The organism is Providencia alcalifaciens (assembly GCF_915403165.1).
In the GTDB taxonomy this organism is placed as follows: Bacteria; Pseudomonadota; Gammaproteobacteria; order Enterobacterales; family Enterobacteriaceae; genus Providencia; species Providencia alcalifaciens_C.
This window is the reverse complement of sequence record NZ_OU659204.1, coordinates 3,773,894-3,797,599: the sequence shown is the minus strand read 5'-3', so window position 1 is coordinate 3,797,599 and position 23,706 is coordinate 3,773,894. Positions and strand designations below refer to the sequence as shown.

The window sequence follows — 23,706 nt, the reverse complement described above, 5'->3', positions numbered from 1 at the left end:
CTGTAGAAAAATAATCTATAACAACAAAAAAGTGATTGCGGGAATGAACCTGCAATCACTTATATTCTAAAGCCAATCATTCAGTGCAAAGCATAGAGATTCGCTAAAACAGTCGATTTAAACCATTCAATGCCGCAACGCGGAACGCTTCTGCCATGGTTGGATAGTTAAATGTGGTATTAATGAAGTATTCGATGGTATTTCCTTCACCTTTTTGTTCCATAATCGCTTGGCCGATATGAATAATTTCAGCCGCTCTCTCACCGAAACAGTGAATACCTAAAATTTGAAGTGTTTCTCTATGGAAGAGAATTTTCAAACTACCCACATTCATGCCCGCAATCTGCGCTCGTGCTAAATGTTTAAACTGAGCACGACCGACTTCATAAGGGACTTTCATTGCCGTTAATTCTTGCTCTGTTTTACCCACAGAACTAATTTCTGGAATGGTATAAATACCTGTTGGGATATCTTCAACTAAATGGGCATTACCTAAGCCAGAGGTAATTGCGCGAGCCGCAATTCGCCCTTGATCATAAGCAGCAGAAGCTAGGCTTGGATAGCCAATCACATCACCAACAGCATAGATATGCTCATTACTGGTGCGATAAGCATGGTCAACTTTGACTAAGCCGCGACCATCCGCTTCGATTCCCACATTCGCCAGACCGATATTATCCGTATTACCAGTACGACCGTTCGCGAACAGTAAACAATCCGCTTTCACTTTTTTGCCTGATTTAAGATGAACAATAACGCCATCATCTAAACCTTCAATCTTTTCATACTCTTCGTTGTGACGAATAACCACGCCACTATTCCAGAAATGATAAGACAACGCATCAGACATCTCTTGATCAAGGAATGCCAATAAGTGATCACGGGTGTTGATCAAATCAACTTTGACCCCTAATCCACGAAATATGGATGCGTACTCACAACCAATCACGCCCGCACCATAAATAATCACATGGCGAGGTTCGTGGGAAAGGCTGAGAATGGTATCGCTGTTATAAATTCGGGAGTGGGTAAAATCAACATCAGGCGGGCAATAAGGTCGTGAGCCAGTCGCAATGATAATTTTATCTGCGCTAAGGACATCACAACTTCCATCTGCATAACGCACGCTAACATGCTGATCATCAACAAAAGTTGCTTCACCAGAAAACATTTGGCAACCATTGCGTTCATAAAACCCTTCACGCATGCGAGTTTGCTGACTTATAACGGTTTCGGCATGAGTAAGAATTTCAGAAAAAGAGGAGCGTAAACTACGGGAATTATCACTATATAGAGGGTTTTGATTAAATTCGATAATTCGACTAACAGCATGACGAAGGGCTTTAGAGGGAATAGTACCCCAGTGGGTACAGCCGCCGCCGACACTGTTATAACGTTCTATAACAGCAACGTTTTTTCCTTGTTTAACCAGCCCCATAGCGGCACCTTCACCACCAGGACCGGAACCAATGACAATTGCATCAAAATGGGTATGTTGCATGAGGTAAGCCTGTTTTAATTCTAGGGACGTTGTGATAGTAACATTCGTTTGCCATCTTGTCTCAATTCGAAATCCTAAAGACAAATAAGTAAAGAAACCAGATGAAAATCAAGGCGAGCAAAGTATATAAAAAGTTTATAGAAAAAAAGTCGATAAAAGACACAGCCTAGAAAAAATGGAGTTGGGTGAAATTCTGAAAATGGTGAAATTGATGGGAGAGTCATCTTTTCATTAAACTAGATTAATAATTTTCAGGTATGCTTAACGGATGGGCGTATTCAAAAGTGATATTTTGATCTATTCGCGGCATTTTAATTGTAGAAAACTAGGAAAATCGTGAGCAACACTATTGGCGTTAGAGCAAAACAAAAAGAAAAAACACGTCGTTCGCTCGTGGAAGCGGCATTTAGCCAATTAAGTGCAGAACGTAGTTTTACTAGCCTCAGCTTACGGGAAGTCGCTCGTGAAGCAGGTATCGCACCAACTTCGTTTTATCGTCACTTCAAAGATGTTGATGAGCTTGGGTTAACCATGGTTGATGAAAGCGGTCTGATGCTACGCCAACTGATGAGACAAGCGCGTCAGCGTATCGCAAAAGGCGGGAGTGTGATCCGCACGTCAGTCTCCACTTTTATGGAGTTTATTGGTAATAACCCTAACGCGTTTAGGTTATTATTGCGTGAGCGCTCAGGAACTTCTGCTGAGTTTCGTGCTGCGGTAGCACGAGAAATCCAACATTTTATTGCAGAATTAGCGGATTATCTTGAATTAGAAAATCGTATGCCGCGTTATTTCACTGAAATGCAAGCTGAAGCCATGGTCACTATCGTATTTAGTGCGGGTGCAGAAGCGCTTGATATTGATGAAGAAAAACGTCGACGCCTCGAAGAGCGGCTAGTGTTGCAGCTACGTATGATAGCCAAAGGTGCTTATTATTGGTACCGCCGCGAGCAAGAAAAACAAAATGATACAGCCCCTGACTTAACCAAAGAGTAAAGGAGAGACAATGACGGAACACAAGAATTATGAGAGAAGCACATTACTGCTGTCTTTAGTAATTGGCTTATCAACTCATGGATCGTTCTCTACCCTGTTTAATTCCCTTGTGGAATTTTCTATCTTCCCAATCGTCACATTAATTTTGGCAGTTTACTGTTTACACCAGCGTTATTTAAATCAAGCCATGCCAATGGGATTACCAAAATTTGTCGCCGGCAGCTTTTTCTTAGGTATGTTTGGCTACGCAGCGATTTTACGCGTCCAACATCCTGATGTCGGTTCTAACTTTATCCCAGCCACGGTGATTGTCATTATTGCATTGTGGATGTATACCAGTTGGAAAGCGCGTAAAAAAGAGCAGCAAGAGCAAGCGCTAGAAAGCGAAACTGAACATTAATATCGATTTTGAATATAAAAACGCCGCAACATAATAGTGCGGCGTTTTTTATGGATAATTTATAGAGAATAATTAGCGTCGAGTGAGTAACACACCACTTTCCATATGATGGGTGTATGGGAATTGGTCAAATAAAGCCAGTTTTTCGACTTTATGGGTTTTGGTGAGTTCCGCTAAATTATCGCACAGCGTTTCAGGGTTACAGGAGATATACAGAATATGGTCATATTCTTGTACCAGCTGAACAGTTTTATCATCTAAGCCGCTGCGTGGTGGGTCGACAAAAATAGTATTGCATTGATAATCCGCTAAATTAATCCCTTCTAAGCGATTAAATTCACGAACACCATTCATGGCATGAGTAAAGTCTTCCGCAGACATTCGGATAATCTGCACATTATCTATTTTGTTAGCTTCTATATTGTATTGCGCTGCATGTACTGAAGGCTTGGCAATTTCAGTCGCTAAAACACGATTGAAGTTTTGAGCCAGCGCCAGTGAAAAGTTGCCATTACCACAATACAGCTCTAATAAATCGCCGGTTGAATGTTGAGTCGCATCAATCGCCCACTCTAACATTTTAATATTCACCTGTGCGTTTGGCTGTGTGAAGCTATTTTCCACCTGGCGATAAATCATGTTTTTCCCTTTTACAGGTAAAACTTCATCGACATAATCGTGGTCGAGCATAATTTTAGTTTTAGAGGCGCGACCAATAATTTGAACATCGAAGCCTTTCACCGTTAAATCGGCTTTCAATTGTTTTGCTTGTTCCGTCCATTCATCACCTAATTTTTTATGATAAAGCAGAGAAACGATCAGTTTATTGCTCAGCGTCGATAAGTAATCTATCTGGAATAATTTATGGCGCAGTAATTCAGTGCGTTTTAATAAAGGCAGAAGTTCAGCCATCATGTCGTTAATTAGCTGACTAGCAACTGGAAATGACTCAATTCGAATGCGTTCTTTGGTCTCTTTATCAAACATAATATGAAATAGGTCATCCCCTTCGTGCCAAATTCTAAATTCTGCACGCATCCGATAATGGGAGGTTGGAGATGAATAAATTTCAGGTTCAGGCGCAGCATAAGGGGCCATCAAACTCTTCAGACGGTCAACTTTCTCTGCAAGTTGCAGTTCGTAATCTTCGGTGTGCAAAGTGTTTTGCATCATATGGCCCCATAAAACAGTCAAAATTCACATCAGGGGCGAAATTGTAGGGCAAGCAGCGAAGATGTCCAGTTTTCATTATCGATTCATGGACACTGATAGTTATTCAATTTAGGATTATGTGCTGTGGTTGAGGGAATTTGGTGAGAGTCCAAAGCTGACGCGCAACGGTAAAGTCCGATACCTACCACAACTCTTATCGCTTTGTTGAATTTCAGCGCGGATCTGATTTTCGGCGTCGCGGAATGTTAATTTAATTGATTTTCCGAGTGTAAACATAATGAATAATAACAAGTCGCTACCGCTTTCGGTGGCAGCTCTGACAGTGTTGTGTGGTATTTCCTCTTTGGCAAGTGCAAGCTCTAATTCGTCAGATGAAATGGTGGTGTCTGCTAACCGTTTCGAACAACCTATCTCTTCTATATTAGCGCCAGTGACTGTGGTGACCCGTGAAGATATTGATCACTGGCAGTCAAATACCGTGATTGATGTATTGAGGCGTTTGCCGGGTGTGGATATTTCACAGAGTGGTGGGAGAGGCCAATTAAGTACGCTTTTTGTCAGAGGTACAAACTCAGGACATGTTCTTGTACTTGTTGATGGAATTAGATTGAATCAGGCGGGGGTAAGTGGTTCATCCGATATGAGCCAAATTCCATTATCTATGGTTCAACGTATTGAGTACATTCGAGGTGCACGTTCAGCGGTTTATGGCTCTGATGCTATTGGTGGCGTCATCAATATTATCACGGGTAGATCTAAGCCCGGAACGACATTAGATGCAACCCTTGGTAGCTATGGATATCAAAACTATACAGGCTCCACTCAACAGCAGATTGGGGAAAAAACAAAAGTAACCGCATCAGCTTCATATAACTACACATGGGGATTCGATGTTGAGGCTCGTGGGAACACTGGCGGTACACCTCAACCAGATCGTGATGGGTTTATGAATAAAACATTATGGTTGGGGCTTGAACATCAATTTAGCGATGAGTTCAGTGGGTTTGCCAGAGCTTATGGCTATGATAACAGAACAAAATATGATGCAGAACCAAGTTGGGATTATGCTGGTGTAATCGCAGATACACGCGAATTATCAAGTAGAAATTATGATGTAGGCGTTAAATTTACGAAAGGTATTTATTCTTCCCAACTAATTTCCAGTTATAGCCATTTAAAAGATTATGATTTTGACCCAAGAAAAGGGCGCTATGATAAATCCTCATTACTAAAGGACTCAGAACAATATAACTTACAATGGGGAAATACCTTTAAGTTAGATAACGGTGGAATCAGTACGGGTATTGATTGGAATCGACAATCGATTCAACCGAATCATAATTTTATCGCTAAAAAACGTAGTGTTGATGATACTGGGTTGTACATAACAGGACAAAATCAATTTAACCAAGTCACTGTTGAAGGCGCTGTTCGCAGTGATTATCACTCTAAATATGGCTGGCATTCTACATGGCAAACAGGTGCAGGATGGGAGTTCATTGAAGGTTATAGACTGATTGGTTCATACGCAACTGCATATAAAGCACCAACATTAGATCAACTGTACGGTCGTTGGGGGCCAAATGAAAATTTAAACCCAGAAGAAAGTTCACAGTGGGAGGGTGGGATTGAAGGTCTTAGTGGACCTCTCGATTGGAGTTTGACTGCCTATAGGAATGATATAGATAATATGATCGATTTTAGTCCTAAAGGGCAATATAGCAATATAAAGAAAGCAAGAATCAAAGGTGTTGAGTGGGTGGGGGACATGGATACATGGATTTTCCATCATCAGCTTACCTTACAATATATTGACCCTAGGAATAAAGAGACCAATCAGATCCTGAATCGCCGTGCCAAACAGCAAGTTAAGTATCAGTTAGATTGGAATATGGCTACTGTAGATATGGGGCTAACTTATCAATATATAGGGCAGCGTTACGATATCAATGAAAGTTATCAACGCACAAAAGTTGGCGGCGTTAGCCTTTGGGATATCACGGCTGCATATCCAATCACTTCACATCTCACAATTCGTGGTAAAATAGCTAATATGTTCGATAAAGACTATGAGACCGCGTATGGTTATCGCACCGCTGGAAGAGAATATTTCCTCACAGGAAGCTACAACTTCTGATAACAACCTATCTGTTCGCCCGACCATTCTGGTATTTGACTCTGGAGTGGGCGGGTTATCTGTCTATCGTGAAGTCAAAAAACTGATCCCGAATGCACACTATATATATGCATTCGATAATGAAGCCTTCCCTTATGGGGAAAAAAGCGAAGAGTTCATTATTGATAGGGTTTATCAAATCGTTAATGCCATCGCGAAAAAACACCCACTCACCATTGCCGTCATTGCGTGTAATACAGCAAGTACGGTGAGCCTACCTAATTTAAGAACGAACTTTACTTTCCCAATTGTCGGAGTCGTTCCAGCGATTAAGCCTGCAACCAAGCTGACGCGTAATGGTATTGTTGGTTTGTTGGCAACTCGGGGTACGGTAAATCGTGAATACACAAAAGAGTTGATTGAGCGCTTTGCGACAGATTGCAAAGTAATCTCTTTAGGCTCAGCGGAGCTCGTTCAACTGGCAGAAAGAAAGTTACATGGTGAAATACTGCCGCTGGATGAGGTGGCTCAAGCGGTAAAGCCGTGGATCAAAATGAAAGAAGCTCCAGATACAGTGATTCTTGGCTGCACCCATTTCCCTCTTATAGTAGAAGAGTTAGAAAAAGTACTACCAAACGGAACGCGATTTATTGATTCAGGTGCCGCGATTGCCAGAAGAACTGTTTGGCTTATCAACAATCAAGCAGAAATCATTCATTCAGAGGAAGAAAACTTCGCGTATTGCTTATTAATGAATGAGAGTTTACAAGAATTACGCCCTGTTCTTGAGGCTGAAGGCTTCAAATCGCTGAAAAAACTAGCCATTTAAGCCAAATTAGCTGAAAAGCTGAGCGAACGAAAAAAAACATCAAAAAAAGGGTTGCCAGATTTTTCTGACTCCCTATAATGCGCATCCACTGACCGGGAACAAGCCAACGCAAAGCGCGATGGACACTGAATCGGCAGCGAGAGATTCTGAAAAGATTAAGTAAAAAAATACTTGACTCTCACTGAGGAAAGCGTAATATACGCCACCTCGCGACAACGACCTAAGTTGATAAAAACTGAGTCGAATTTCTAAAGAAATGTCGCACCGCTCTTTAACAATTTATCAGACAATCTGTGTGGGCACTCACAGGACACTATCAAAAAAATATTTGATTTTAAGTCTTGAAGAGTGACTAACACGTTAATTCATATATATGAACTAATAGGTAATTTGGTTTCTTCGGAAATCAAACGACAGTAACATTCTTTGAGCATCAAGCTTTTTAATTGAAGAGTTTGATCATGGCTCAGATTGAACGCTGGCGGCAGGCCTAACACATGCAAGTCGAGCGGTAACAGGGGAAGCTTGCTTCTCGCTGACGAGCGGCGGACGGGTGAGTAATGTATGGGGATCTGCCCGATAGAGGGGGATAACTACTGGAAACGGTAGCTAATACCGCATAATCTCTCAGGAGCAAAGCAGGGGAACTTCGGTCCTTGCGCTATCGGATGAACCCATATGGGATTAGCTAGTTGGTGAGGTAATGGCTCACCAAGGCGACGATCCCTAGCTGGTCTGAGAGGATGATCAGCCACACTGGGACTGAGACACGGCCCAGACTCCTACGGGAGGCAGCAGTGGGGAATATTGCACAATGGGCGCAAGCCTGATGCAGCCATGCCGCGTGTATGAAGAAGGCCTTAGGGTTGTAAAGTACTTTCAGTTGGGAGGAAGGCGTTGATGCTAATATCATCAACGATTGACGTTACCAACAGAAGAAGCACCGGCTAACTCCGTGCCAGCAGCCGCGGTAATACGGAGGGTGCAAGCGTTAATCGGAATTACTGGGCGTAAAGCGCACGCAGGCGGTTGATTAAGTTAGATGTGAAATCCCCGGGCTTAACCTGGGAATGGCATCTAAAACTGGTCAGCTAGAGTCTTGTAGAGGGGGGTAGAATTCCATGTGTAGCGGTGAAATGCGTAGAGATGTGGAGGAATACCGGTGGCGAAGGCGGCCCCCTGGACAAAGACTGACGCTCAGGTGCGAAAGCGTGGGGAGCAAACAGGATTAGATACCCTGGTAGTCCACGCTGTAAACGATGTCGATTTGGAGGTTGTTCCCTTGAGGAGTGGCTTCCGGAGCTAACGCGTTAAATCGACCGCCTGGGGAGTACGGCCGCAAGGTTAAAACTCAAATGAATTGACGGGGGCCCGCACAAGCGGTGGAGCATGTGGTTTAATTCGATGCAACGCGAAGAACCTTACCTACTCTTGACATCCAGAGAATTTAGCAGAGATGCTTTAGTGCCTTCGGGAACTCTGAGACAGGTGCTGCATGGCTGTCGTCAGCTCGTGTTGTGAAATGTTGGGTTAAGTCCCGCAACGAGCGCAACCCTTATCCTTTGTTGCCAGCACGTAATGGTGGGAACTCAAAGGAGACTGCCGGTGATAAACCGGAGGAAGGTGGGGATGACGTCAAGTCATCATGGCCCTTACGAGTAGGGCTACACACGTGCTACAATGGCGTATACAAAGAGAAGCGACCTCGCGAGAGCAAGCGGAACTCATAAAGTACGTCGTAGTCCGGATTGGAGTCTGCAACTCGACTCCATGAAGTCGGAATCGCTAGTAATCGTAGATCAGAATGCTACGGTGAATACGTTCCCGGGCCTTGTACACACCGCCCGTCACACCATGGGAGTGGGTTGCAAAAGAAGTAGGTAGCTTAACCTTCGGGAGGGCGCTTACCACTTTGTGATTCATGACTGGGGTGAAGTCGTAACAAGGTAACCGTAGGGGAACCTGCGGTTGGATCACCTCCTTACCATTGAAGTGTTTTTGTGAAGTGCTCACACAGATTGTCTGATAGAAAGTAGAGCAATAGGCTATACGTGGGAGAGCTATTCGAAAGAATGGGTCTTACACGAGATATGCAACAAAGTAATTTGTGCAGTATTTCGTGTCCCCTTCGTCTAGAGGCCTAGGACACCGCCCTTTCACGGCGGTAACAGGGGTTCGAATCCCCTAGGGGACGCCAATTGCGCCGATATCGAGTGAAAGACGATGTCCCCAATAATGATTAAGCCAATTACCTTGTAGTTGGTTTAACAATTATGCTCTTTAACAATCTGGAACAAGCTGAAAATTGAAAACAACGCACATTGTTTATCGCTTAAACAATGTGAGAGTCTCTCAAAAATCTCAACTTGAAGGTTTCATCAAAACGAACCGCAAGTGGCATGAGCGAGCAATCAGCAATTCAAGGCGGACAGCGCACAGCTAGCGCAACGTACATAAGTACGTGAGCATAGCGAGCACTGCCCAACACAGAATTGATGTCTGCGCAGCCATGACGCCGAAGCTCGTCTGATACGAAACATCTTCGGGTTGTGAGGTTAAGCGACTAAGCGTACACGGTGGATGCCTAGGCAATCAGAGGCGATGAAGGACGTGCTAATCTGCGAAAAGCGTCGGTAAGGTGATATGAACCGTTATAACCGACGATATCCGAATGGGGAAACCCAGTGCAATTCGTTGCACTATCGTTTGATGAATACATAGTCAAACGAGGCGAACCGAGGGAACTGAAACATCTCAGTACCTCGAGGAAAAGAAATCAACCGAGATTCCCCTAGTAGCGGCGAGCGAACGGGGAGCAGCCCAGAGTCTTAATCAGCATTAGCATCAGGAGAACGGTCTGGAAAGGCCGGCAGTAAAGGGTGATAGCCCCGTATCTGAAGATGTTAGTGTTGTGAACTCGACGAGTAGGGCGGGACACGTGTTATCCTGTCTGAATATGGGGGGACCATCCTCCAAGGCTAAATACTCCTGATTGACCGATAGTGAACCAGTACCGTGAGGGAAAGGCGAAAAGAACCCCGGCGAGGGGAGTGAAATAGAACCTGAAACCGTGTACGTACAAGCAGTGGGAGCCTTGATTTATCAGGGTGACTGCGTACCTTTTGTATAATGGGTCAGCGACTTATATTCTGTAGCAAGGTTAACCGTATAGGGGAGCCGTAGGGAAACCGAGTCTTAACTGGGCGAATAAGTTGCAGGGTATAGACCCGAAACCCGGTGATCTAGCCATGGGCAGGTTGAAGGTTGGGTAACACTAACTGGAGGACCGAACCGACTAATGTTGAAAAATTAGCGGATGACTTGTGGCTGGGGGTGAAAGGCCAATCAAACCGGGAGATAGCTGGTTCTCCCCGAAAGCTATTTAGGTAGCGCCTCGTGAACTCATCTTCGGGGGTAGAGCACTGTTTCGACTAGGGGGTCATCCCGACTTACCAACTCGATGCAAACTACGAATACCGAAGAATGTTATCACGGGAGACACACGGCGGGTGCTAACGTTCGTCGTGAAGAGGGAAACAACCCAGACCGCCAGCTAAGGTCCCAAAGTCATAGTTAAGTGGGAAACGAAGTGGGAAGGCTCAGACAGCCAGGATGTTGGCTTAGAAGCAGCCATCATTTAAAGAAAGCGTAATAGCTCACTGGTCGAGTCGGCCTGCGCGGAAGATGTAACGGGGCTAAACTATGCACCGAAGCTGCGGCAGCGATATGTAAATATTGTTGGGTAGGGGAGCGTTCTGTAAGCCTGTGAAGGTGTGCTGTGAGGCATGCTGGAGGTATCAGAAGTGCGAATGCTGACATAAGTAACGATAATGCGGGTGAAAAACCCGCACGCCGGAAGACCAAGGGTTCCTGTCCAACGTTAATCGGGGCAGGGTGAGTCGACCCCTAAGGCGAGGCAGAAATGCGTAGTCGATGGGCAACGGGTTAATATTCCCGTACTGGTGATAATTGCGATGGGGGGACGGAGAAGGTTAGGCTGGCCGGGCGACGGTTGTCCCGGTTTAAGGATGTAGGCAGGTGAATTAGGCAAATCCGGTTCACTATATGCTGAGGTCTGATGACGAGTCACTACGGTGGCGAAGTAGCTTATACCCCGCTTCCAGGAAAAGCCTCTAAGCTCTAGATTATCATTAATCGTACCCCAAACCGACACAGGTGGTCAGGTAGAGAATACTCAGGCGCTTGAGAGAACTCGGGTGAAGGAACTAGGCAAAATGGTGCCGTAACTTCGGGAGAAGGCACGCTGGCATTAGGTGAAATGGTTTACCCATGGAGCTGAAGCCAGTCGCAGATACCAGCTGGCTGCAACTGTTTATTAAAAACACAGCACTGTGCAAACACGAAAGTGGACGTATACGGTGTGACGCCTGCCCGGTGCTGGAAGGTTAATTGATGGGGTTATCCGTAAGGAGAAGCTCTTGATCGAAGCCCCAGTAAACGGCGGCCGTAACTATAACGGTCCTAAGGTAGCGAAATTCCTTGTCGGGTAAGTTCCGACCTGCACGAATGGCGTAATGATGGCCAGGCTGTCTCCACCCGAGACTCAGTGAAATTGAACTCGCTGTGAAGATGCAGTGTACCCGCGGCAAGACGGAAAGACCCCGTGAACCTTTACTATAGCTTGACACTGAACATTGAGCCTTGATGTGTAGGATAGGTGGGAGGCTTTGAAGCGTGGACGCCAGTCTGCGTGGAGCCAACCTTGAAATACCACCCTTTAATGTTTGATGTTCTAACGTCGCCCCGTTATCCGGGGTGCGGACAGTGTCTGGTGGGTAGTTTGACTGGGGCGGTCTCCTCCCAAAGAGTAACGGAGGAGCACGAAGGTTGGCTAAGCATGGTCGGACATCATGCGGTTAGTGCAAAGGCATAAGCCAGCTTGACTGCGAGAGTGACAGCTCGAGCAGGTACGAAAGTAGGTCTTAGTGATCCGGTGGTTCTGAATGGAAGGGCCATCGCTCAACGGATAAAAGGTACTCCGGGGATAACAGGCTGATACCGCCCAAGAGTTCATATCGACGGCGGTGTTTGGCACCTCGATGTCGGCTCATCACATCCTGGGGCTGAAGTAGGTCCCAAGGGTACGGCTGTTCGCCGTTTAAAGTGGTACGCGAGCTGGGTTTAGAACGTCGTGAGACAGTTCGGTCCCTATCTGCCGTGGGCGTTGGAAGATTGAAAGGGGCTGCTCCTAGTACGAGAGGACCGGAGTGGACGCACCACTGGTGTTCGGGTTGTCATGCCAATGGCATTGCCCGGTAGCTAAGTGCGGAAGAGATAACCGCTGAAAGCATCTAAGCGGGAAACTTGCCTTGAGATGAGTCTTCCCTGACTCTTTAAGGGTCCTAAAGGAACGTTTAAGACTAAGACGTTGATAGGTTGGGTGTGTAAGCGTAGCGATACGTTGAGCTAACCAATACTAATGAACCGTGAGGCTTAACCTGACAACACCGAAGGTGTTTTAGAGATTGAGAGATTAAGTTGATTCAATAGCGAGTGAGAAGCCGAAAGGTGAAGGACACAGCAGCTTGTTCAGGATTGATATTCTGGTTTAAGAAAAAACTTAAACGGGAATAAACAGAATTTGTCTGGCGGCAATAGCGCGGTGGTCCCACCTGACCCCATGCCGAACTCAGTAGTGAAACGCCGTAGCGCCGATGGTAGTGTGGGGTCTCCCCATGTGAGAGTAGGGAACTGCCAGACATTAAATTTTAAGGTTGTGTCAGTGCTGACTGACAGTACCATATTGCTGATATGGCTCAGTTGGTAGAGCACACCCTTGGTAAGGGTGAGGTCCCCAGTTCGAATCTGGGTATCAGCACCATGAATGCTAAAATAATTTAAAAGAATTTACCTAGCGGCAATAGCGCGGTGGTCCCACCTGACCCCATGCCGAACTCAGTAGTGAAACGCCGTAGCGCCGATGGTAGTGTGGGGTCTCCCCATGTGAGAGTAGGGAACTGCTAGGTTTTAAATATAAGAAGCCACCCAATGGGTGGCTTTTTGCTATCTAATGATTTGTATTTTTCAAAGCTCCTCTCAATTTCTTACTTACATATTATTTCCACCTACATGCTATTCACTGCTAGGTCTGGCTGATAGACTTACAAAATCTTAGATCTTATTTGAAAATGAAGGTAGCAATGAACCTGACCGCCGAACTCAAATCACTCAATAGCTTCGGTATTGATGCCAAAGCTATTAAGGTGAATATTGTACAAAGCGCTGATGCGCTGTACCAACAGTGGATAACAGCAAAAAATGACAATCTTCCAGCGCTGCTATTAGGTGGGGGAAGCAATGTGTTATTTATTGAAGACTTTGAAGGTGTGGTCATTGTAAACAGAATTAAAGGTATCGAAATTACTGAATCTGCAGATGCTTGGCATGTATACGCATCTGCGGGGGAAAACTGGCATCAACTACTTGAAACATTGCTTCATAAAGAAATATATGGTGCAGAGAATCTAGCACTGATCCCTGGATGCGTAGGTTCCGCTCCAATCCAAAATATTGGAGCTTATGGGTTAGAGCTAAAAGATGTTTGTGAGTATGTGGATATTCTCTGCTTAGATACGGGCAGAATCACTCGAATCCCTGCTGAAGAATGCGGTTTTGGATATCGAGATAGCATCTTTAAACATGAATATCAGAATTCACATGCGATTATCAGTGTTGGATTGGTTTTTGCTAAGGAATGGTCGCCAAAGCTAGCATATGGTGATTTAGCTAAGCTCGACCCTAATACTGTAACGCCTTCAGATGTGTTTGAGACAGTATGTGCGACTCGCAGAAGTAAATTACCTGATCCCGCTGTAACAGGTAATGCAGGTAGTTTCTTTAAAAATCCAGTCGTTTCCGCTGAACTCGCGGAAACAATCAAAGCTAGCTATCCTAATTGCCCCCAATATGCTCAGGCGGATGGAAATGTGAAATTAGCTGCAGGTTGGTTGATTGACCAATGTGGCTTAAAAGGCTACGAACTAGGTGGTGCTGCAGTTCATACACAGCAAGCTTTGGTATTGATCAATAAAGAAAATGCGACAGGAAAAGATATTGTGGAGCTAGCTAAGTATGTCAGCCACACAGTTGCACAGCATTTCGAAATATTTTTGGAGCCTGAAGTTCGTTTTATAGGACGAAATGGTGAGGTTAATGCGGTGGACTGTATACAATGAAAGAGATGAGCATTCCATTAAAGGTTATCGACATTTTGTCGGATGGACAGATTCATTCAGGGGAGCAACTGGGTGAGCGCTTAGGAATGACGAGAGCTGCAATTAACAAACATATTAAAACATTGCGCTCATGGGGTCTTGATATTCAAACGGTTACTAGCAAAGGTTATCAGCTTCCTTCGCAAATTAACCTGTTGAGTAAAGAACGCATTGAGCAATATGTTACTGGTTCTAATGTCATAGTTGAACCGGTTATCGATTCAACTAATCAATATATGTTGGATCGAATTCCGCATCTACAATCTGGGGATACTTGCTTAGCTGAATACCAAAGTGCGGGAAGAGGCCGTCGTGGGCGTCAATGGATTTCACCATTCGGATGTAACCTTTACCTTTCAACATATTGGAAGTTAGAACAAGGTCCTGCAGCTGCGATTGGTTTGAGTTTAGTTGTTGGTATTGTGATTGCTGAAACTTTAAATAAATTATGTGGAAATAAAGTCAAAGTTAAATGGCCTAATGACCTTTACATGAATGATAAGAAGCTTGCTGGAATTCTGGTTGAACTAACCGGTAAAACTGGTGACGCAGCGCATATTATTATTGGTGTTGGTATCAATATTGGTATGAGTAAAAATATCATTAAGAAAGAGGAAACAATTAACCAAGCTTGGTCTGCATTAATTGATGAAATTGAAAATATTGAGAGAAATGAATTAGCTGGTACTATTATTAACTCATTAAAAGAATCATTACATATATTTGAGAAACAAGGATTGAAACCATTTTTGTCTAGGTGGTTTGAATTAGATAATTTTTTAGGACGTAATGTTAAGTTATTGATTGGAAATGATATTGTGGTTGGCATTGAAAGGGGGGTAAATGAGCAGGGTGCTCTGTTATTACAAAAAGAAAATGGAGAAATTATCCCTTATATTGGCGGTGAAATATCATTAAGATCGAATGAGAATTAATTAAATTGGCCGGATAATACCGGCCTTATCAATTATTTTCTTAAGCGTACATTTCGAATAGAATGATTTTCGCCCTTGGTCATAATTAAACTTGCCCGTTCTTTAGTTGGCAAAATATTCTCTTCAAGATTTAAACCATTAATCTCATCCCAAATAGAGCTCGCCACATTGATAGCTTCTTCTTCACTGAGCTTAGAATAATTATGGAAATATGAATCGGGATCAGAAAACGCGCCTTGTCTAAATTTCAAAAAGCGTCCGATATACCATTGTTTCAGCAATTGAGGGTCTGCATCAACATAAATGGAAAAATCAACAAAATCAGAAACAAAGACATGGTGAGGATCTTGAGGGTAGTCCATATCACTTTGAAGAACGTTTAACCCTTCTAATATTAGAATATCAGGTTGATCGATGACTTGTGTCTGATCAGGAACAATATCATAGGTTAAATGCGAGTAAACAGGGGCTGCAACATTGCGCACACCTGACTTAATTTGAGAAACAAAGTTAACCAACTTTCGCATATCATAAGACTGAGGAAAGCCTTTTTTCTTCATTATATCTTTGTCGCGCAAGACTTGGTTTGGATATAAGAAGCCATCAGTAGTAATCAAGTCAACTTTTCGATGTTCTGGCCAACGAGTCAGTAGAGCTTGTAGCAAACGAGCCGTAGTACTTTTTCCAACAGCAACGCTACCAGCGATACCAATGATGTATGGCACTTTAGCACCATTCGTCCCTAAAAATTGCTCTAACACCGCCTGACGGCGCAAATTGGAACTTATATAGAAGTTCAGTAGACGAGATAGAGGAAGATAAATTTCGATGACATCATCCATGGAGAGCTCTTCATTAATACCTTTAAGTTCAAGAAGCTCACTTGATGATAATGTTAGAGGAACAGAATCACGCAAAGTGGCCCAATGCTCTCTATCGAACTCTAAATATGGTGTCGTCATAAAATTTTCTTTTTGTTTCATAAACCAACATCTGCCTATTGTGTGCAGGTTGGACAGGTTGCAAAAGCATCTGTATCCATAAAATTTGGTAGCATCATAGCGAGTGAAGAGAAGTAGGCGTAGGTTTTTTTGTGTTTTATGTGAATTTTTTTTGACGTATGCAAAAAAAAACAGGTTTTTTGCTGAAAAACTAAACGATTAAAACTGGAAAAAAACTGTGATAGTGAATAAAAAATTTTACTTTACGAAACTAAACTCGATAACGATGCTTTACTCCTCAGATTATAATCGATTATAGTTAATCGCTGCTGTTGATGTTTTAATCTTAAAATAGATAAAAAATCAACAAAATCGCAAAAAGTGAATAAAATATGAGCGAATGAACAAAAAATTAAATTTTTTTGTTGCAACCTGCGCTCAGTCTTCCTAGAATGCGCAGCACTTGATGCCGGCATAGCTCAGTTGGTAGAGCAACTGACTTGTAATCAGTAGGTCCCGAGTTCGACTCTTGGTGCCGGCACCATTAAAAATTTGGATAGGTGGGATACCCAAGCGGCCAAAGGGAGCAGACTGTAAATCTGCCGTCACAGACTTCGAAGGTTCGAATCCTTCTCCCACCACCATCTCCAATAAGCTTCTATAAGCTTTGCGGAAAACAGTTTAACAGCTGATAACTCAGGTAGCCGAGTTCATTGCGGGCATCGTATAATGGCTATTACCTCAGCCTTCCAAGCTGATGATGCGGGTTCGATTCCCGCTGCCCGCTCCAAGATGTGCTGATATAGCTCAGTTGGTAGAGCACACCCTTGGTAAGGGTGAGGTCGGCAGTTCGAATCTGCCTATCAGCACCACTTCCCCGATGTTCTCAATTATCTCCTGTTTTGTCTCCTGTAAAGAAAGAATACAAGCGAATTTAATCCTTGCTTGGTTGATGTGGTTTAACCACCGATTCCGTGTCTTAGAGGGACAATCTAATGTCTAAAGAAAAATTTGAACGTTCAAAACCGCACGTTAACGTTGGTACAATCGGCCACGTTGACCATGGTAAAACTACCCTGACAGCAGCAATCACTACTGTTCTGGCTAAAACTTACGGCGGTAACGCTCGTGCATTCGACCAAATCGATAACGCACCAGAAGAAAAAGCGCGTGGTATCACCATTTCTACTTCTCACGTAGAATACGATACTCCAACTCGCCACTACGCACACGTAGACTGCCCAGGACACGCCGATTATGTTAAAAACATGATCACTGGTGCTGCTCAGATGGATGGTGCAATCCTGGTTGTTGCTGCGACTGATGGCCCAATGCCACAAACTCGTGAGCACATCCTGTTAGGTCGCCAAGTAGGTGTTCCTTACATCATCGTTTTCCTGAACAAATGTGACATGGTAGACGACGAAGAACTGTTAGAATTAGTTGAAATGGAAGTTCGTGAACTTCTGTCTCAGTACGATTTCCCAGGCGACGACACTCCAGTTGTTCGTGGTTCAGCACTGAAAGCGCTGGAAGGCAACCCAGAGTGGGAAGCGAAAATTGTTGAATTAGCAGGCTACTTGGATTCTTACATCCCAGAACCAGAGCGTGCAATTGACAAGCCATTCCTGCTGCCAATCGAAGACGTATTCTCAATCTCTGGTCGTGGTACAGTAGTAACAGGCCGTGTTGAGCGTGGTATCGTTAAAGTTGGTGAAGAAGTTGAAATCGTTGGTATCCAAGCAACGGCTAAAACAACTTGTACTGGCGTTGAAATGTTCCGTAAACTGCTGGACGAAGGTCGTGCGGGTGAGAACGTTGGTGTTCTGCTGCGTGGTACTAAGCGTGAAGAAATTCAACGTGGTCAAGTACTGGCTAAACCAGGTTCAATCAAGCCACACACCCAATTCGAATCAGAAGTTTATATTCTGAGCAAAGATGAAGGTGGTCGTCATACTCCATTCTTCAAAGGCTACCGTCCACAGTTCTACTTCCGTACAACTGACGTAACCGGTACTATCGAACTGCCAGAAGGCGTAGAGATGGTAATGCCAGGCGATAACATCAACATGATCGTGACACTGATTCACCCAATCGCGATGGATGATGGTTTACGTTTCGCAATCCGTGAAGGTGGTCGTACTGTAGGTGCGGGTGTTGTTGCAAGAATCATTGCATAATACCGCTCTTTCTGAATAAGAAAGAAGCACAGAAAAAGGGACGTCTTAAGGCGTCCTTTTTGTTTTTATATAACTTATTAATTTATTCTCCTTTTAAATATTGCCATTAATGATAATTGAAATGCCAATCATTTTCATTTAAACTTACTGTATGTAATTTATGCAGGTAAATGATCATGTATGTATGCCTTTGTGAAGCAATCACTGATAAACAGATCAGGAATGTGGTGCGTAAATATCACGTCACCTCGTTGAAAGGGCTACGTCACATTTTGCCAGTAGGGCGTGAGTGCGGTAAATGTATCCGACAAACGCGCGAGATTTTGCAGGAAGAACTTCAGCATCTTGAAGAACAGTGTATTGAACACGTCGCATAACCCTTTCACATACTCCTTTATTGTTTAGTTAAAATTCGCCACGCAGATAACTGTGTAAATATTATTCATATCATCAATTTCAGTACTACACTTATAGGACTGGAAGCGATGGAGGGTAAAAATGAAAGGCGATAAAAAAATGATAGCCCACTTAAATAAATTGTTGGGCAATGAGCTTGTTGCAATTAATCAATATTTTCTACATGCCCGGATGTTTAAAAATTGGGGGCTGACTAAACTCAATGAGATGGAGTATCACGAATCGATTGATGAAATGAAACACGCGGATAAGTACATTGAGCGTATTTTATTTCTCGAAGGTATTCCGAATCTACAAGATCTAGGTAAGTTGAATATTGGTGAAGATGTTGAAGAAATGCTGGTTTCAGATCTGAAATTAGAACTTGATGGAGCCAAAAATTTAAAAGAAGCCATTAGTTATGCAGATTCAATCCATGACTATGTTAGTCGAGACTTAATGATAGAGATTCTTGCTGATGAAGAAAATCACATAGACTGGATTGAAACCCAGCTGGAGTTGATCAAGCGTTTAGGTATTCAAAACTATCTTCAAGCACAGGTTATGGAAGAATAGTTTATTATTATTGATGAAAACGTAATTAGGCCCAGTGATGGGCCTTTTTTATATCTGCTGAATTAGCTTATCAGAAAATTCGCACATATTTTCCCCGATTGCTTGCGTTTCACGATAAATTACGTATAATGCGCGGGCTTACTGATGAGTAAGCCCTAAATTTTAGGACTGAAATCTCAGTATTGAGTCAACGATTTGTTGCTCATTTAGACAATACTCCCGATATGGGGGTTACATCAAGAACGATTACACTCCCCTATCAATCGAAATGGGTGCGAGGAGTAATCATTTACGTTTATAAAATAGTTGGAGCTCTGGTCTCATGCAGAACCAAAGAATCCGTATCCGCCTGAAAGCTTTTGATCATCGTTTAATCGATCAATCAACTGCGGAAATCGTAGAGACTGCTAAGCGCACTGGTGCGCAAGTACGTGGTCCTATCCCGCTGCCGACACGTAAAGAGCGTTTTACCGTTCTGATCTCTCCGCACGTTAACAAAGACGCGCGTGATCAGTACGAAATTCGCACTCACAAGCGTCTGGTTGACATCGTTGAGCCAACCGAAAAGACCGTTGATGCTCTGATGCGTCTGGATCTGGCTGCCGGTGTTGACGTGCAGATCAGCCTGGGTTAATCAGGTCGTCGAACGATTGAGAGGTTGAAACAATGATTGGTTTAGTCGGTAAGAAAGTAGGTATGACTCGTATCTTCACTGAAGATGGCGTTTCTATTCCCGTAACTGTTATCGAAATTGAAAATAACCGCGTTACTCAGGTCAAAACTGCAGAAACTGACGGTTATAATGCAATTCAGGTTACTACCGGTAGCAAAAAAGCTAACCGTGTAACTAAACCTGAAGCAGGTCATTTCGCTAAAGCTGGCGTTGAAGCTGGCCGCATTCTGCGTGAATTCCGTACTGAAGAAGGTACTGAGTTTAAAGCAGGTGAAAGCATTAGCGTTGAAATTTTCGCTGACGTTAAAAAAGTCGACGTTACTGGTACATCTAAAGGTAAAGGTTTTGCCGGCACAGTTAAGCGCTGGAATTTCCGTACTCAAGATGCTACTCACGGTAACTCCTTGTCTCACCGTGTTCCGGGTTCTATCGGTCAGAACCAGACTCCGGGCAAAGTGTTCAAAGGCAAGAAAATGGCAGGCCAACTAGGTAATGAGCGTGTAACAGTTCAAAGCTTAGATGTAGTACGTGTTGACGCTGAGCGCAACCTGCTGCTGGTCAAAGGTGCTGTTCCAGGAGCAACTGGTAGCAACCTGATCGTAAAACCGGCTGTCAAGGCTTAACGTCGAGGAGATAGGAATGGAATTGGTAATGAAAGACGCGCAAAGCGCGCTGACTGTTTCCGAAACTACCTTCGGGCGTGATTTCAATGAAGCGCTTGTTCACCAAGTAGTGGTTGCATATGCAGCTGGTGCTCGTCAAGGTACTCGTGCTCAGAAAACTCGTGCTGAAGTTTCTGGTTCAGGTAAAAAACCATGGCGTCAAAAGGGTACTGGTCGTGCTCGTGCTGGTTCAATCAAGAGCCCAATCTGGCGCTCTGGTGGTGTTAGCTTCGCAGCTAAACCACAGGACCACAGTCAAAAAGTTAATAAGAAGATGTACCGTGGTGCTCTGAAAAGCATCCTGTCTGAATTGGTACGTCAAGATCGTCTGATCGTTGTCGAGCAGTTCTCTGTAGAAGCGCCTAAAACTAAGCTGCTGGCACAGAAACTGAAAGATATGGCTCTGCAAGATGTTCTGATCATCACTGCTGAATTAGATGAAAATCTGTTCTTAGCAGCGCGTAACCTGTACAAGGTTGACGTTCGTGATGCAGCAGGTATCGACCCAGTTAGCCTGATTGCTTTCGACAAAGTGGTTATGACTGCTGATGCTGTGAAGCAAGTTGAGGAGATGCTGGCATGATCCGTGAAGAACGTCTGCTACAAGTACTGCGCGCGCCGCACGTATCTGAAAAAGCTTCTACAGCGATGGAAAAAAGCAACACCATCGTTCTCAAAGTTGCAAAAGACGCAACTAAAGCAGAAATCAAAGCTGCTGTACAGAAACTGTTTGAAGTTGAAGTTGAAGGTGTTAACACTTTGCTGGTTAAAGGCAAAACTAAACGCCACGGTCAGCGTTCTGGTCGTCGTAGTGACTGGAAAAAAGCTTACGTTACGCTGAAAGAAGGCCAGAATCTGGACTTCGTTAGCGGCGCAGAGTAAGTCGGAGGAGTAAAGAACAATGGCAGTTGTTAAATGTAAACCTACGTCTCCGGGCCGCCGCCACGTTGTTAAAGTGGTTAACCCAGAGCTGCATAAGGGAAAACCTTATGCACCACTGTTAGAAAAAATGAGCAAGTCTGGTGGTCGTAACAACAATGGTCGTATTACTACCCGTCATATCGGTGGTGGCCATAAGCAGCATTATCGTTTAGTTGACTTTAAGCGCAACAAAGACGGTATCCCTGCAGTTGTTGAGCGCTTGGAATATGATCCAAACCGTTCTGCGAACATCGCACTGGTTTTATATAAAGACGGTGAACGTCGTTATATTCTTGCACCAAAAGGCTTGAAAGCTGGTGACCAGATTCAATCTGGCGTTGATTCAGCTATCAAAGCTGGTAACGCACTGCCAATGCGCAACATCCCTGTTGGTTCTACAGTTCATAACATCGAACTGAAACCAGGTAAAGGTGGTCAGTTAGCGCGTTCAGCAGGTACTTACGCTCAAATCGTTGCTCGTGATGGTGCTTATGTCACCCTGCGTCTGCGTTCTGGTGAAATGCGTAAAGTTTTAGCTGATTGCCGTGCAACCTTAGGTGAAGTTGGTAACGCTGAGCATATGTTACGTGTTCTCGGTAAAGCTGGTGCTAGCCGCTGGCGTGGTATTCGTCCTACCGTTCGCGGTACTGCGATGAACCCAGTTGACCATCCACATGGTGGTGGTGAAGGCCGTAACTTTGGTAAACACCCAGTAACACCATGGGGCGTTCAGACCAAAGGTAAGAAAACTCGTAGTAACAAGCGTACTGATCAATTCATCGTACGTCATCGTTCTAAAAAATAATTAGAGGATAAGCCATGCCACGTTCTCTCAAGAAAGGTCCTTTTATTGACCTGCACTTGCTGAAGAAGGTAGAGAAAGCGGTGGAAAGCGGAGACAAGAAGCCTCTCAAGACTTGGTCCCGTCGTTCAACGATCTTTCCTAATATGATCGGATTGACCATCGCTGTCCATAATGGTCGTCAGCATGTTCCAGTATTCGTAACCGACGAAATGGTTGGTCACAAACTGGGTGAATTCGCACCGACTCGCACTTATCGCGGCCACGCGGCAGATAAGAAAGCTAAGAAACGTTAAGGATAGGAGGAAGAGATGGAAACTTTAGCTATGCATCGCCACGCTCGTTCTTCTGCCCAGAAGGTTCGCTTAGTGGCCGACCTGATTCGCGGTAAGAAAGTGTCGCAAGCTCTGGAAATTCTGACCTACACCAACAAGAAAGCTGCTGGTTTAGTGAAGAAAGTACTGGAGTCTGCAATTGCTAACGCAGAGCAAAACGATGGCGCTGACATTGATGATCTGAAAGTTGCGAAAATTTTCGTAGATGAAGGTCCAACTATGAAACGCATCATGCCGCGTGCGAAAGGCCGTGCAGATCGTATTCTTAAGCGCACCAGCCACATTACTGTGGTTGTGTCCGATCGCTGAGACTCTGGAGACTAGCAATGGGTCAGAAAGTACATCCTAATGGTATTCGCCTGGGTATTGTCAAACCTTGGAACTCTACTTGGTATGCGAATACTAATGAATTCGCTGACAACCTAGACAGCGACTTTAAAGTACGCCAGTACTTGAATAAAGAACTGGCAAAAGCGTCAATTTCACGCATCGTTATCGAACGTCCTGCTAAAAGCATCCGTGTGACTATTCACACTGCTCGCCCAGGTATCGTTATCGGTAAGAAAGGTGAAGACGTTGAAAAACTGCGTAAAACAGTAGCGGATATCGCTGGTGTTCCTGCGCAAATCAATATCGCCGAAGTTCGTAAACCAGAACTGGACGCTAAATTAGTTGCTGACAGCATCTCTTCACAGCTGGAACGTCGTGTTATGTTCCGTCGTGCTATGAAGCGTGCAGTACAGAACGCAATGCGTCTGGGCGCTAAAGGTATCAAAGTTGAAGTCAGTGGCCGCTTAGGTGGTGCTGAAATCGCTCGTACCGAGTGGTATCGTGAAGGCCGTGTGCCACTGCACACATTACGTGCTGATATCGATTACAACACTTCAGAAGCGCACACCACTTATGGTGTTCTAGGCGTTAAGGTATGGATCTTCAAAGGTGAGATTCTGGGTGGTATGGCTGCAGTTGAACAAGCTGAGAAACCAGCTGCTCAACCTAAAAAGCAGCAGCGTAAAGGCCGCAAGTAAGGAGCGT

20 protein-coding genes, 6 tRNA genes, 4 rRNA genes and 1 riboswitch are annotated in these 23,706 nt (G+C 44.2%); of the genes, 27 read left to right on the top strand and 3 right to left on the bottom strand.

What is annotated here, in order from left to right; genetic code table 11:
- Positions 1 to 103: 103 nt before the first annotated feature.
- Positions 104 to 1,501, bottom strand: a complete 1,398-nt coding sequence (gene sthA / locus LDO73_RS17385) for a Si-specific NAD(P)(+) transhydrogenase (RefSeq protein WP_224059552.1) — start codon at positions 1,499 to 1,501, stop codon at positions 104 to 106.
- 336 nt (positions 1,502 to 1,837) lie between these two features.
- Here sthA and fabR point away from each other — a divergent pair, with 336 nt between their 5' ends.
- Both fabR and LDO73_RS17375 read left to right on the top strand, forming a co-directional pair.
- A complete protein-coding gene (fabR, locus tag LDO73_RS17380) occupies positions 1,838 to 2,497 on the top strand; it encodes an HTH-type transcriptional repressor FabR (protein WP_224059551.1) in 660 nt (219 codons plus the stop codon).
- 10 nt (positions 2,498 to 2,507) lie between these two features.
- A complete protein-coding gene (locus LDO73_RS17375; protein WP_224059550.1) occupies positions 2,508 to 2,897 on the top strand; it encodes a YijD family membrane protein in 390 nt (129 codons plus the stop codon).
- 72 nt (positions 2,898 to 2,969) lie between these two features.
- On the opposite strand, the gene trmA is transcribed toward LDO73_RS17375, so the two are convergent.
- On the bottom strand, positions 2,970 to 4,067 hold the full coding sequence (trmA, locus tag LDO73_RS17370; protein WP_224061217.1) for a tRNA (uridine(54)-C5)-methyltransferase TrmA: 1,098 nt from the start codon (positions 4,065 to 4,067) through the stop codon (positions 2,970 to 2,972).
- Between the two features lie 110 nt (positions 4,068 to 4,177).
- Positions 4,178 to 4,273: riboswitch (cobalamin riboswitch) on the top strand.
- A gap of 74 nt (positions 4,274 to 4,347) precedes the next feature.
- Here trmA and btuB point away from each other — a divergent pair.
- The 10 genes from btuB to birA all read left to right on the top strand — a co-directional run bounded on the left by btuB (position 4,348) and on the right by birA (position 15,185).
- On the top strand, positions 4,348 to 6,207 hold the full coding sequence (gene btuB, locus LDO73_RS17365; RefSeq protein WP_224059549.1) for a TonB-dependent vitamin B12 receptor BtuB: 1,860 nt from the start codon (positions 4,348 to 4,350) through the stop codon (positions 6,205 to 6,207).
- Entirely contained in the window at positions 6,152 to 7,015 is an 864-nt protein-coding gene (gene murI / locus LDO73_RS17360) for a glutamate racemase (RefSeq protein ID WP_224061216.1), read from the top strand. The genes btuB and murI overlap by 56 nt, the downstream gene beginning before the upstream one ends.
- Before the next feature lie 443 nt (positions 7,016 to 7,458).
- Positions 7,459 to 8,999, top strand: a 16S ribosomal RNA gene (locus LDO73_RS17355).
- Between the two features lie 137 nt (positions 9,000 to 9,136).
- Positions 9,137 to 9,212, top strand: a tRNA-Glu gene (locus tag LDO73_RS17350).
- A gap of 356 nt (positions 9,213 to 9,568) precedes the next feature.
- Positions 9,569 to 12,477: ribosomal RNA gene (locus LDO73_RS17345) — 23S ribosomal RNA — on the top strand.
- A 143-nt stretch (positions 12,478 to 12,620) separates the two neighbouring features.
- A 5S ribosomal RNA gene (gene rrf / locus LDO73_RS17340) occupies positions 12,621 to 12,736 on the top strand.
- A gap of 45 nt (positions 12,737 to 12,781) precedes the next feature.
- Positions 12,782 to 12,857: transfer RNA gene (locus LDO73_RS17335), tRNA-Thr, on the top strand.
- Positions 12,858 to 12,886: 29 nt separating this feature from the next.
- Positions 12,887 to 13,002, top strand: a 5S ribosomal RNA gene (gene rrf, locus LDO73_RS17330).
- Together the 16S, 23S and 5S rRNA genes with 2 tRNA genes alongside form the textbook arrangement of a ribosomal RNA operon.
- Positions 13,003 to 13,176: 174 nt before the next feature.
- Positions 13,177 to 14,211 carry a UDP-N-acetylmuramate dehydrogenase gene (murB, locus tag LDO73_RS17325; protein ID WP_224059548.1) on the top strand — a complete coding sequence of 345 codons (1,035 nt, stop codon included), beginning with the start codon at positions 13,177 to 13,179 and terminating at the stop codon, positions 14,209 to 14,211.
- Positions 14,208 to 15,185, top strand: coding sequence for a bifunctional biotin--[acetyl-CoA-carboxylase] ligase/biotin operon repressor BirA (gene birA / locus LDO73_RS17320; protein WP_224059547.1), 978 nt, complete (start codon positions 14,208 to 14,210; stop codon positions 15,183 to 15,185). Before murB ends, birA begins: the two co-directional genes overlap by 4 nt.
- A 32-nt stretch (positions 15,186 to 15,217) precedes the next feature.
- On the opposite strand, the gene coaA is transcribed toward birA, so the two are convergent.
- On the bottom strand, positions 15,218 to 16,168 hold the full coding sequence (gene coaA, locus LDO73_RS17315) for a type I pantothenate kinase (protein WP_224059546.1): 951 nt from the start codon (positions 16,166 to 16,168) through the stop codon (positions 15,218 to 15,220).
- 426 nt (positions 16,169 to 16,594) lie between these two features.
- On the opposite strand from coaA, the gene LDO73_RS17310 reads away from it, so the two are divergent.
- The 15 genes from LDO73_RS17310 (at position 16,595) to rpsC (ending at position 23,699) form a co-directional block, all read left to right on the top strand.
- Positions 16,595 to 16,670 (top strand) — tRNA-Thr (locus LDO73_RS17310).
- Between the two features lie 15 nt (positions 16,671 to 16,685).
- Positions 16,686 to 16,770: transfer RNA gene (locus LDO73_RS17305), tRNA-Tyr, on the top strand.
- A gap of 71 nt (positions 16,771 to 16,841) precedes the next feature.
- A tRNA-Gly gene (locus tag LDO73_RS17300) sits at positions 16,842 to 16,916 on the top strand.
- Between the two features lie 6 nt (positions 16,917 to 16,922).
- Positions 16,923 to 16,998: transfer RNA gene (locus LDO73_RS17295), tRNA-Thr, on the top strand.
- Positions 16,999 to 17,121: 123 nt separating this feature from the next.
- Positions 17,122 to 18,306: an elongation factor Tu gene (gene tuf / locus LDO73_RS17290; RefSeq protein ID WP_224059545.1), complete on the top strand. Its 1,185-nt coding sequence runs from the start codon at positions 17,122 to 17,124 to the stop codon at positions 18,304 to 18,306.
- 176 nt (positions 18,307 to 18,482) lie between these two features.
- Positions 18,483 to 18,683, top strand: a complete 201-nt coding sequence (gene bfd, locus LDO73_RS17285; protein ID WP_224059544.1) for a bacterioferritin-associated ferredoxin — start codon at positions 18,483 to 18,485, stop codon at positions 18,681 to 18,683.
- Between the two features lie 121 nt (positions 18,684 to 18,804).
- Entirely contained in the window at positions 18,805 to 19,278 is a 474-nt protein-coding gene (gene bfr, locus LDO73_RS17280) for a bacterioferritin (RefSeq protein ID WP_224059543.1), read from the top strand.
- 322 nt (positions 19,279 to 19,600) lie between these two features.
- Positions 19,601 to 19,912, top strand: a complete 312-nt coding sequence (rpsJ, locus tag LDO73_RS17275; RefSeq protein ID WP_001181005.1) for a 30S ribosomal protein S10 — start codon at positions 19,601 to 19,603, stop codon at positions 19,910 to 19,912.
- 32 nt (positions 19,913 to 19,944) lie between these two features.
- Positions 19,945 to 20,574, top strand: a complete 630-nt coding sequence (rplC, locus tag LDO73_RS17270; protein WP_006816335.1) for a 50S ribosomal protein L3 — start codon at positions 19,945 to 19,947, stop codon at positions 20,572 to 20,574.
- Positions 20,575 to 20,590: 16 nt separating this feature from the next.
- On the top strand, positions 20,591 to 21,196 hold the full coding sequence (gene rplD / locus LDO73_RS17265) for a 50S ribosomal protein L4 (RefSeq protein WP_224059542.1): 606 nt from the start codon (positions 20,591 to 20,593) through the stop codon (positions 21,194 to 21,196).
- Entirely contained in the window at positions 21,193 to 21,495 is a 303-nt protein-coding gene (rplW, locus tag LDO73_RS17260) for a 50S ribosomal protein L23 (RefSeq protein WP_006657015.1), read from the top strand. The genes rplD and rplW overlap by 4 nt, the downstream gene beginning before the upstream one ends.
- 19 nt (positions 21,496 to 21,514) lie before the next feature.
- Positions 21,515 to 22,339, top strand: a complete 825-nt coding sequence (gene rplB, locus LDO73_RS17255; RefSeq protein WP_006816333.1) for a 50S ribosomal protein L2 — start codon at positions 21,515 to 21,517, stop codon at positions 22,337 to 22,339.
- Positions 22,340 to 22,353: 14 nt separating this feature from the next.
- Entirely contained in the window at positions 22,354 to 22,632 is a 279-nt protein-coding gene (rpsS, locus tag LDO73_RS17250; RefSeq protein ID WP_004265426.1) for a 30S ribosomal protein S19, read from the top strand.
- Between the two features lie 15 nt (positions 22,633 to 22,647).
- Positions 22,648 to 22,980 carry a 50S ribosomal protein L22 gene (gene rplV / locus LDO73_RS17245; protein WP_004265430.1) on the top strand — a complete coding sequence of 111 codons (333 nt, stop codon included), beginning with the start codon at positions 22,648 to 22,650 and terminating at the stop codon, positions 22,978 to 22,980.
- 17 nt (positions 22,981 to 22,997) lie between these two features.
- Entirely contained in the window at positions 22,998 to 23,699 is a 702-nt protein-coding gene (gene rpsC / locus LDO73_RS17240; RefSeq protein ID WP_004907131.1) for a 30S ribosomal protein S3, read from the top strand.
- The last annotated feature ends 7 nt before the right edge of the window (positions 23,700 to 23,706 follow it).